This window comes from Methylobacterium terricola, assembly GCF_006151805.1.
Classification (GTDB): domain Bacteria; phylum Pseudomonadota; class Alphaproteobacteria; order Rhizobiales; family Beijerinckiaceae; genus Methylobacterium; species Methylobacterium terricola.
In genome coordinates this window covers 1-5,350 of record NZ_VDDA01000078.1, presented here as the reverse complement: position 1 = coordinate 5,350, position 5,350 = coordinate 1, and the positions used below count along the sequence as shown (strand labels likewise).

At 67.0% G+C, this 5,350-nt stretch carries 9 protein-coding genes; 3 read left to right on the top strand and 6 right to left on the bottom strand.

All coding sequences use genetic code 11. From position 1 onward, the window contains the following. Nucleotides 1–230: 230 nt before the first annotated feature. On the top strand, nt 231–854 hold the full coding sequence (locus FF100_RS36545; protein ID WP_139040898.1) for a hypothetical protein: 624 nt from the start codon (nt 231–233) through the stop codon (nt 852–854). Nucleotides 855–946: 92 nt separating this feature from the next. Here the strand turns inward: FF100_RS36545 and FF100_RS36540 are convergent, their stop codons facing one another. Continuing rightward, nucleotides 947–1,213, bottom strand: coding sequence for a hypothetical protein (locus FF100_RS36540; protein ID WP_139040897.1), 267 nt, complete (start codon nt 1,211–1,213; stop codon nt 947–949). Nucleotides 1,214–1,216: 3 nt separating this feature from the next. Next, nucleotides 1,217–1,900: a nucleotide-binding protein gene (locus FF100_RS36535; protein WP_139040896.1), complete on the bottom strand. Its 684-nt coding sequence runs from the start codon at nt 1,898–1,900 to the stop codon at nt 1,217–1,219. 255 nt (nt 1,901–2,155) lie between these two features. On the opposite strand from FF100_RS36535, the gene FF100_RS36530 reads away from it, so the two are divergent. Both FF100_RS36530 and FF100_RS36525 read left to right on the top strand, forming a co-directional pair. After that, entirely contained in the window at nt 2,156–2,431 is a 276-nt protein-coding gene (locus FF100_RS36530) for a BrnT family toxin (RefSeq protein WP_139040895.1), read from the top strand. Beyond that, nucleotides 2,418–2,738 (top strand): BrnA antitoxin family protein, encoded by a 321-nt coding sequence (locus tag FF100_RS36525; protein WP_139040894.1) that lies wholly within the window; start codon nt 2,418–2,420, stop codon nt 2,736–2,738. The genes FF100_RS36530 and FF100_RS36525 overlap by 14 nt, the downstream gene beginning before the upstream one ends. A 136-nt stretch (nt 2,739–2,874) precedes the next feature. On the opposite strand, the gene FF100_RS36520 is transcribed toward FF100_RS36525, so the two are convergent. The 4 genes from FF100_RS36520 to FF100_RS36510 form a co-directional block, all read right to left on the bottom strand. Then, complete coding sequence (locus FF100_RS36520; RefSeq protein WP_139040893.1) at nt 2,875–3,486, bottom strand: recombinase family protein; 612 nt, start codon at nt 3,484–3,486, stop codon at nt 2,875–2,877. A gap of 249 nt (nt 3,487–3,735) precedes the next feature. Next, nucleotides 3,736–3,876, bottom strand: a complete 141-nt coding sequence (locus FF100_RS37500) for a hypothetical protein (RefSeq protein ID WP_171070481.1) — start codon at nt 3,874–3,876, stop codon at nt 3,736–3,738. A 181-nt stretch (nt 3,877–4,057) separates the two neighbouring features. After that, nucleotides 4,058–4,363, bottom strand: a complete 306-nt coding sequence (locus FF100_RS36515; RefSeq protein WP_139040892.1) for an AzlD family protein — start codon at nt 4,361–4,363, stop codon at nt 4,058–4,060. Continuing rightward, entirely contained in the window at nt 4,360–5,073 is a 714-nt protein-coding gene (locus tag FF100_RS36510) for an AzlC family ABC transporter permease (protein ID WP_139040891.1), read from the bottom strand. Before FF100_RS36510 ends, FF100_RS36515 begins: the two co-directional genes overlap by 4 nt. Nucleotides 5,074–5,350 lie beyond the last annotated feature (277 nt).

The window sequence follows — 5,350 nt, the reverse complement described above, 5'->3', positions numbered from 1 at the left end:
GGCGAGGCGGGTGCGGCGGCAGAAGCGGGGCGATCGCAGACCAGAGGTCGTCGGGAAGAAGCGGGCGAGCCATACCACCCCAACGCCCAACAGACCCGATCGTGCCGTTCTGTTAGGCGCTCTTAGACAATTTGTCGAGCGTGCCGGCTTGGCTTGCAGATGCTTTATGCCGGATCGTTACCCGCGGCGGCTTTGCAATTAGGGCAAACTATACCGACAAAGATGAGGTGGTGCTGGACGCGACTCGCCCAATCATCCTGAACGGCATTCCGGCCCTGACGGATCGTGCCGACCTCGGGAGCCGCACCCTCACGGTTCGGCTCGCGCCGATCTCCGAGGAGGCTCGCCAGACGGAAGACGAGATCGAGGCACTTTGGGAAGCAGCGCAGCCGCGCGTGCTGGCGGCCCTGTTCACTGCCCTGTCGGCGGCCGTGCGCAACATTGGCCGCACGCGCTTGCCGGGCCTGCCGAGGCTGGCCGATCTGACAGAGTGGGTCACGGCGGCGGCACCGGGGCTGGGCTGGGAGCCCGGCGAGTTCGTTAGCCTGATCACGACAGCAGCGCGCGAGGCCGCGAATTCGGCATTCGAGGCCAGCCCCGTCGCTATCGCGATCAAGGGCCTTGCCCTCGACAAGAAGCTTTGGTCCGGCACGGCGACCGACCTGCTCCCACTCCTAAGGGACAGGGTGGATCCCGCGATCCTGAAGCTCCGGATCTGGCCGGAGACCAACCAGGCGCTCGGCAACGCGATTGATCGGGTGATCCCCCTGCTCAAAGGCCAGGGCGTCACCGTAGAGCGGCGCCACTCCGGGAAGCGGACTATTACCATCGCGCTGGCGGCAGGAGCGGAATGAGCTGCCGCCACGGAAGCGGACGGTGAGACCAACCGCCGTGGGGCGAGGACCGATACCCTATATAGATCTAAAAGATATCCTTGGGATATTTATCAGGTATCACGCGCTAGTTTCTCAGCGATCGCTTGAAGGATCCAGGTGTTGCGCGGCAGCTTGACCACGCTGGCGCTCCGGGCCTGCTCCAATCGCTCGAACAGGTCGCTGCCGGCCGGGAATTTCAGCGGGTGCTGCGCGCCCTTCGCCTCGCGCTCCTCCGGCACGGGGGTGGGGACGGATCCACCCTTGCTGATGAAGGCCTCGATGGGGTCGGGGCTAGCCACCTTCTGGGTCGGCCGGGTCGGCTTCGCACTCAGGGCCATCGCTTACGCTCCCACTTGATCTCTTCCAGGGGTCTTCGAGATATCGAAAAGATATCCGTAAAGGGCCCGCATCTCGTCGGAGGCCTTCGGATCCTGAGGCCGCAACTCGGTCACGCCGAGGCCTGATGCCGCTGCGGCCCCGAACGCCTTGCGGCTGCCCAGCCCAGTCGGGATGAAGGTGAGGGCAGGCCGGGAGCGCAGAAGCTCGGCGGCCTCTGCGTTCTCGTTGCCGCGTGGGTCGGCCTTGTTGATGAAGGCGAAGGCCCGCAGATCCGGGTTCACCGTGCGGGCCTCCTCAACGAGGTCGGACACCTTGTCGAGGGTCCACACGTCAAAGGACCGGGGGGCAAACGGTACGAGGTAGGCGGAGCAGACGGAAAGGGCTGCGCGCTGGCTCACCGTGTCTCGACCGCCAGTGTCGATGACCACGTGCTGATATTTCGGGGCAAGGCGCTGGACGCCCGTGCGTACGGCCGGACCGGTCAGCGCCACGCAGGTATAGCCCGCCCCGCCGGGGCGGGCGCTCTCGCGCAGGTTCGTGAAATCGGTCGCCGTCTCTTGGTCGTCGGCGTCGACTAGGAGCACGTCCAGGCCCGCGGCGGCGAGGAGGATCGCGAGATTGGTGGCGACCGTGGACTTACCGGACCCACCCTTGGTCCCGCCTACCACGGTGATGACCGTCTCCATTCCCCCGCCTCCGATATGCAAACCATACCTTCAGGATATCCTCTAGATGCCTTTTTGCAATCCGTAAGATGCTCGTGAGAGATCTCTTGCCCTGCCCGCGGCCTGCGCGCTTCCGCCCGGCCCATGGCTGCACCCGGCCTCGACGCCGGCCGGGGCGGTGGTGATCTGCGGTCGTAGGTGTCGCCGCAGTGATTCACCATTACGGCATATACCAAAACCCCTTGTTAGCCTGGTGGTTTTGGCATATACTAAAACATGCTGTTCACCTACGATGAGCCCAAGCGGCAGGCGAACCTCTTGAAGCATGGCTTTGACTTCGACGAGTTCGAGGCGGCCTTCGACTTCGACCGGTACGCCGTCATGCCGACCAAGCCGAGCCGCACCGGCCGCCCTCGGCGGATGCTGGTCGGGACTTGGTACGGCGTGACCGTCGTCGTGGTGATCGTCTCCCCGCTCGGCACGGAGGCCACGAGCCTCATCAGCATTCGCCGGGCCGATCGCACTGAGAGGGCTGCCTATGACGCACTCTGACCACGCCCCCGGCTACATCCCGAACCCCAACTTCACTCAGGAGGATTGGGACGAAGTGTGCGACACCCCCATCATGACCGCCGAGGAGCTTTCCCAGATGAAGCTCGGACCGGCCGACCTGCCGCCGGAACTGGCTGCCGCCTTCAAGAGCCGCGGCGGGCGCCCGAAGGCGGCGATCAAGCGCGTGCCGATCTCGCTGCGCGTCGAGCCCGAGGTGCTGGAGGCGTTCAAGGCTGCCGGTCCGGGTTGGCAGACGCGGATGAACGAGGCGCTGGCGGAGGCGGCGCGCCGGCTGAAGGCCGCGTGAGCCGCGACGCAGGCCCCGCGGTCGCTCTCCGGGCACCGTCGCGCCTTCGGCGCGAGGCCTCCTTGCCTTGAGGCCGAGCCCGGTCGATCGCGGTCGGGCTCGATCCGCCCCCCCGGGGGCCGGGAGCGGCCCGCTTTCAGGCGGCGCGCTTCGCAATCTTGGCGATCGTCGCCCGGCTGCATCCCGTGGCGCTCTGCACCTGAGACCAGGACACGCCCTTGGCGAGCATCGCGGCGATGCTGGCGTTGCGCTCCGCATCCTCCGGGCGGCCCTTGTAGCGGCCCTCAGTCTTGGCTTTGGCCTGGCCTTGCGCCTGCCGCCGGCGGCGGTCGTCGTAATCCTTGCGCGCCACCGCGGCGAGCACGTCGAGCATCATGCCGTTGACCGCCTCGAACACGCGGGCGGTGAAGTCGTCGGGGCTGGCCGTCGCCATCATGTGCGAGGTCGGCAGGTCCAGGGCGACGATGCGGATGCGCCGGGCCGCGATCTCGGCCTTCAGCCTCTCCCAGTCCTCGGCAGTGAGACGCGAGAGGCGGTCGACCTGCTCGACGAGGAGCACGTCGCCCGGCCGCGCGTCCCGCAGGAGGCGGAACAGCTCGGGGCGGGCGAGCTTCGCGCCGCCCTCGTTCTCGACGTACCAGCTCGCGACGTGGAGTCCGCGCTCGGTGGCGAAGGCCTCGAGCTGCGCGCGTGCCCGTTCGGCGTCCTGCTCGGAGGTGGAGGCGCGGAGGTAGGCGCGGACGAACATGGCGGGACCCATCGGTTCAGTTTGGATGGTTCACATCATGCTAGTTCATTTTGAATGGTCAAACGGTATTTGTTGAACCATCCGGGAGCCGGTTCAGGAAAGGCATACCCAACCTGAACCATCATGAGGCGTCCGCCGCGCGGCCTGCGGGATCTGGTGGCCGCAGAAGTCGCCTCGGATCGCGCCGAGGTCCGGGCTCACGCCGAACAGGTGCGTCGTTCCCCACCCAGCCGCGTGCGCCTGCATGCCTCAGCGCTCGACGAATTCGCAGCAGCGCTGGTGGGTCTCGCGCCATTCGGCGTCGCGCAGGCCGCGGCACGGGACGACGCCCGGCGACAGGCTGGCGAGGCCGCGGGACCATTTGAGGACAAGGGGTGGGAGAGTATCCATCGGGCGGGTCTAACCCACCTGGGATCTTCAAGCAGCACGTGGACAGGCCAAGGCGACAGGATGGTCATCGCCCACAGCCCGGGATTGGCGACAGGTAGGCGGAGTTGCGACCGTCTTCTGCCGCCGTGGTATCCACTCGACCATCGATATACGGCGACAAAGCCCGGCCGTCCGCGCGAAGTTAGCCCGGGACGACGTGCCGAAGCAGCACGATCGTCGCGACGCCGACCGCCACAGTCCCGATAAGAGGTAACCGGGTCGCGGCGGCAATGGTGATCGCGCTGGCTGAGGTCTCGCGCCAGCCCGTCGCGAGAAGCGACGGCGCGATCACCGCGACCAGCACCGCGGGAGGGATCGCATCAACGGCGGCCTTGGCGCGCGGGCCGAGCTTTAGCCGGTCGCCGAGGGCTAACCCGCTGATGCGCGTGGCATAAGTCACGACGGCCATCGCGACGATCGTTACGAGTGTCGGGAGATCGACGATCATCGGGCCTCGTCCGGTCGCCAGGCGAGCGCCGCCCCTGCAATGCCGGCAGCGGCGCCGGCCATCACGTGCCAAGGCGAGCCCACGAGCCGGTAGCACAATGCTCCGGCGACCGCGGCGGCAATGACCGGCACCGCCGTGCTGCGTCCCCGCCACAGGGCCGCGACGATCCCGATGAAGAGGGCCGTGAAGGCGAAGTCGGCACCGATGGACCGTGGGTCACCGAGCAAGGACCCCGCGGCGGCGCCCAGCGTCGAGCAGGTCACCCAGTTGATCCAGAGCGTCGCCCCCATGGCGCCGAAATAGGCCGGCGTCAGGGGACGGGCGGTCGCTCGTCGCTCGCCGAAAGCCCAGGTCTCGTCGACGAGCGCGTAGAACGTGAGCAGGCGCTGCCAGGGACGGAACGCACCCGTCTTGGGTGCGAGGGATGCTCCCATCAGGATGTGGCGGAGATTGATGAGAGCAGTCGAGGCCACGAGCGTCCCAATCGCGAGAGGGTAGGTCCAAAGTTCGATGATCGCGAACTGTGCCCCACCGGCACAGACAAGCGCGGACATGAGGGCGACCTCGGCGATCGAGAGGCCCTTGCTCGCGGCCAGAGCGCCGAACAGCAACCCGATCGGCACCGCAGCGATCGCAGCCGGCGCGATGTCGACGACGCCCTCCAGAGCTTCGCTCCGACTCGTCCCGGCTGACATGCCCGAAGGCCGCATGGGCGTTACTCCGTCGATGGGATCTTCCCGCGGTATCAGCTATCGCAGCGAGTGGACAGAGTCGCGAGACTGCTGCGCAACCTGGTCCTCCTGGCACGATGCGACCATCTGCACAGCGAGCGCTTTGTCCGAAAACGGTCGGTTCCGGACAGGCCTAGTGCCTTGACTCAAACGGATGGTGCAGCGTTGCCGTTGACGGCATCGAGGATGGCGGCGGCCGGCTTGGTCCAGACGAAGGGCTTCGGCCTGCCGTTGTGCTCGGCGATGTAACGGTTGA

Bases quoted from the DNA above. Each gene is read 5' to 3' on its own strand.
- FF100_RS36540 (WP_139040897.1), bottom strand. From the start codon at position 1,213: ATGGCCCTGAGTGCGAAGCCGACCCGGCCGACCCAGAAGGTGGCTAGC.
- FF100_RS36535 (WP_139040896.1), bottom strand. From the start codon at position 1,900: ATGGAGACGGTCATCACCGTGGTAGGCGGGACCAAGGGTGGGTCCGGT.
- FF100_RS36530 (WP_139040895.1), top strand. From the start codon at position 2,156: ATGCTGTTCACCTACGATGAGCCCAAGCGGCAGGCGAACCTCTTGAAG.
- FF100_RS36525 (WP_139040894.1), top strand. From the start codon at position 2,418: ATGACGCACTCTGACCACGCCCCCGGCTACATCCCGAACCCCAACTTC.
- FF100_RS36520 (WP_139040893.1), bottom strand. From the start codon at position 3,486: ATGTTCGTCCGCGCCTACCTCCGCGCCTCCACCTCCGAGCAGGACGCC.
- FF100_RS37500 (WP_171070481.1), bottom strand. From the start codon at position 3,876: ATGGATACTCTCCCACCCCTTGTCCTCAAATGGTCCCGCGGCCTCGCC.
- FF100_RS36515 (WP_139040892.1), bottom strand. From the start codon at position 4,363: ATGATCGTCGATCTCCCGACACTCGTAACGATCGTCGCGATGGCCGTC.
- FF100_RS36510 (WP_139040891.1), bottom strand. From the start codon at position 5,073: ATGCGGCCTTCGGGCATGTCAGCCGGGACGAGTCGGAGCGAAGCTCTG.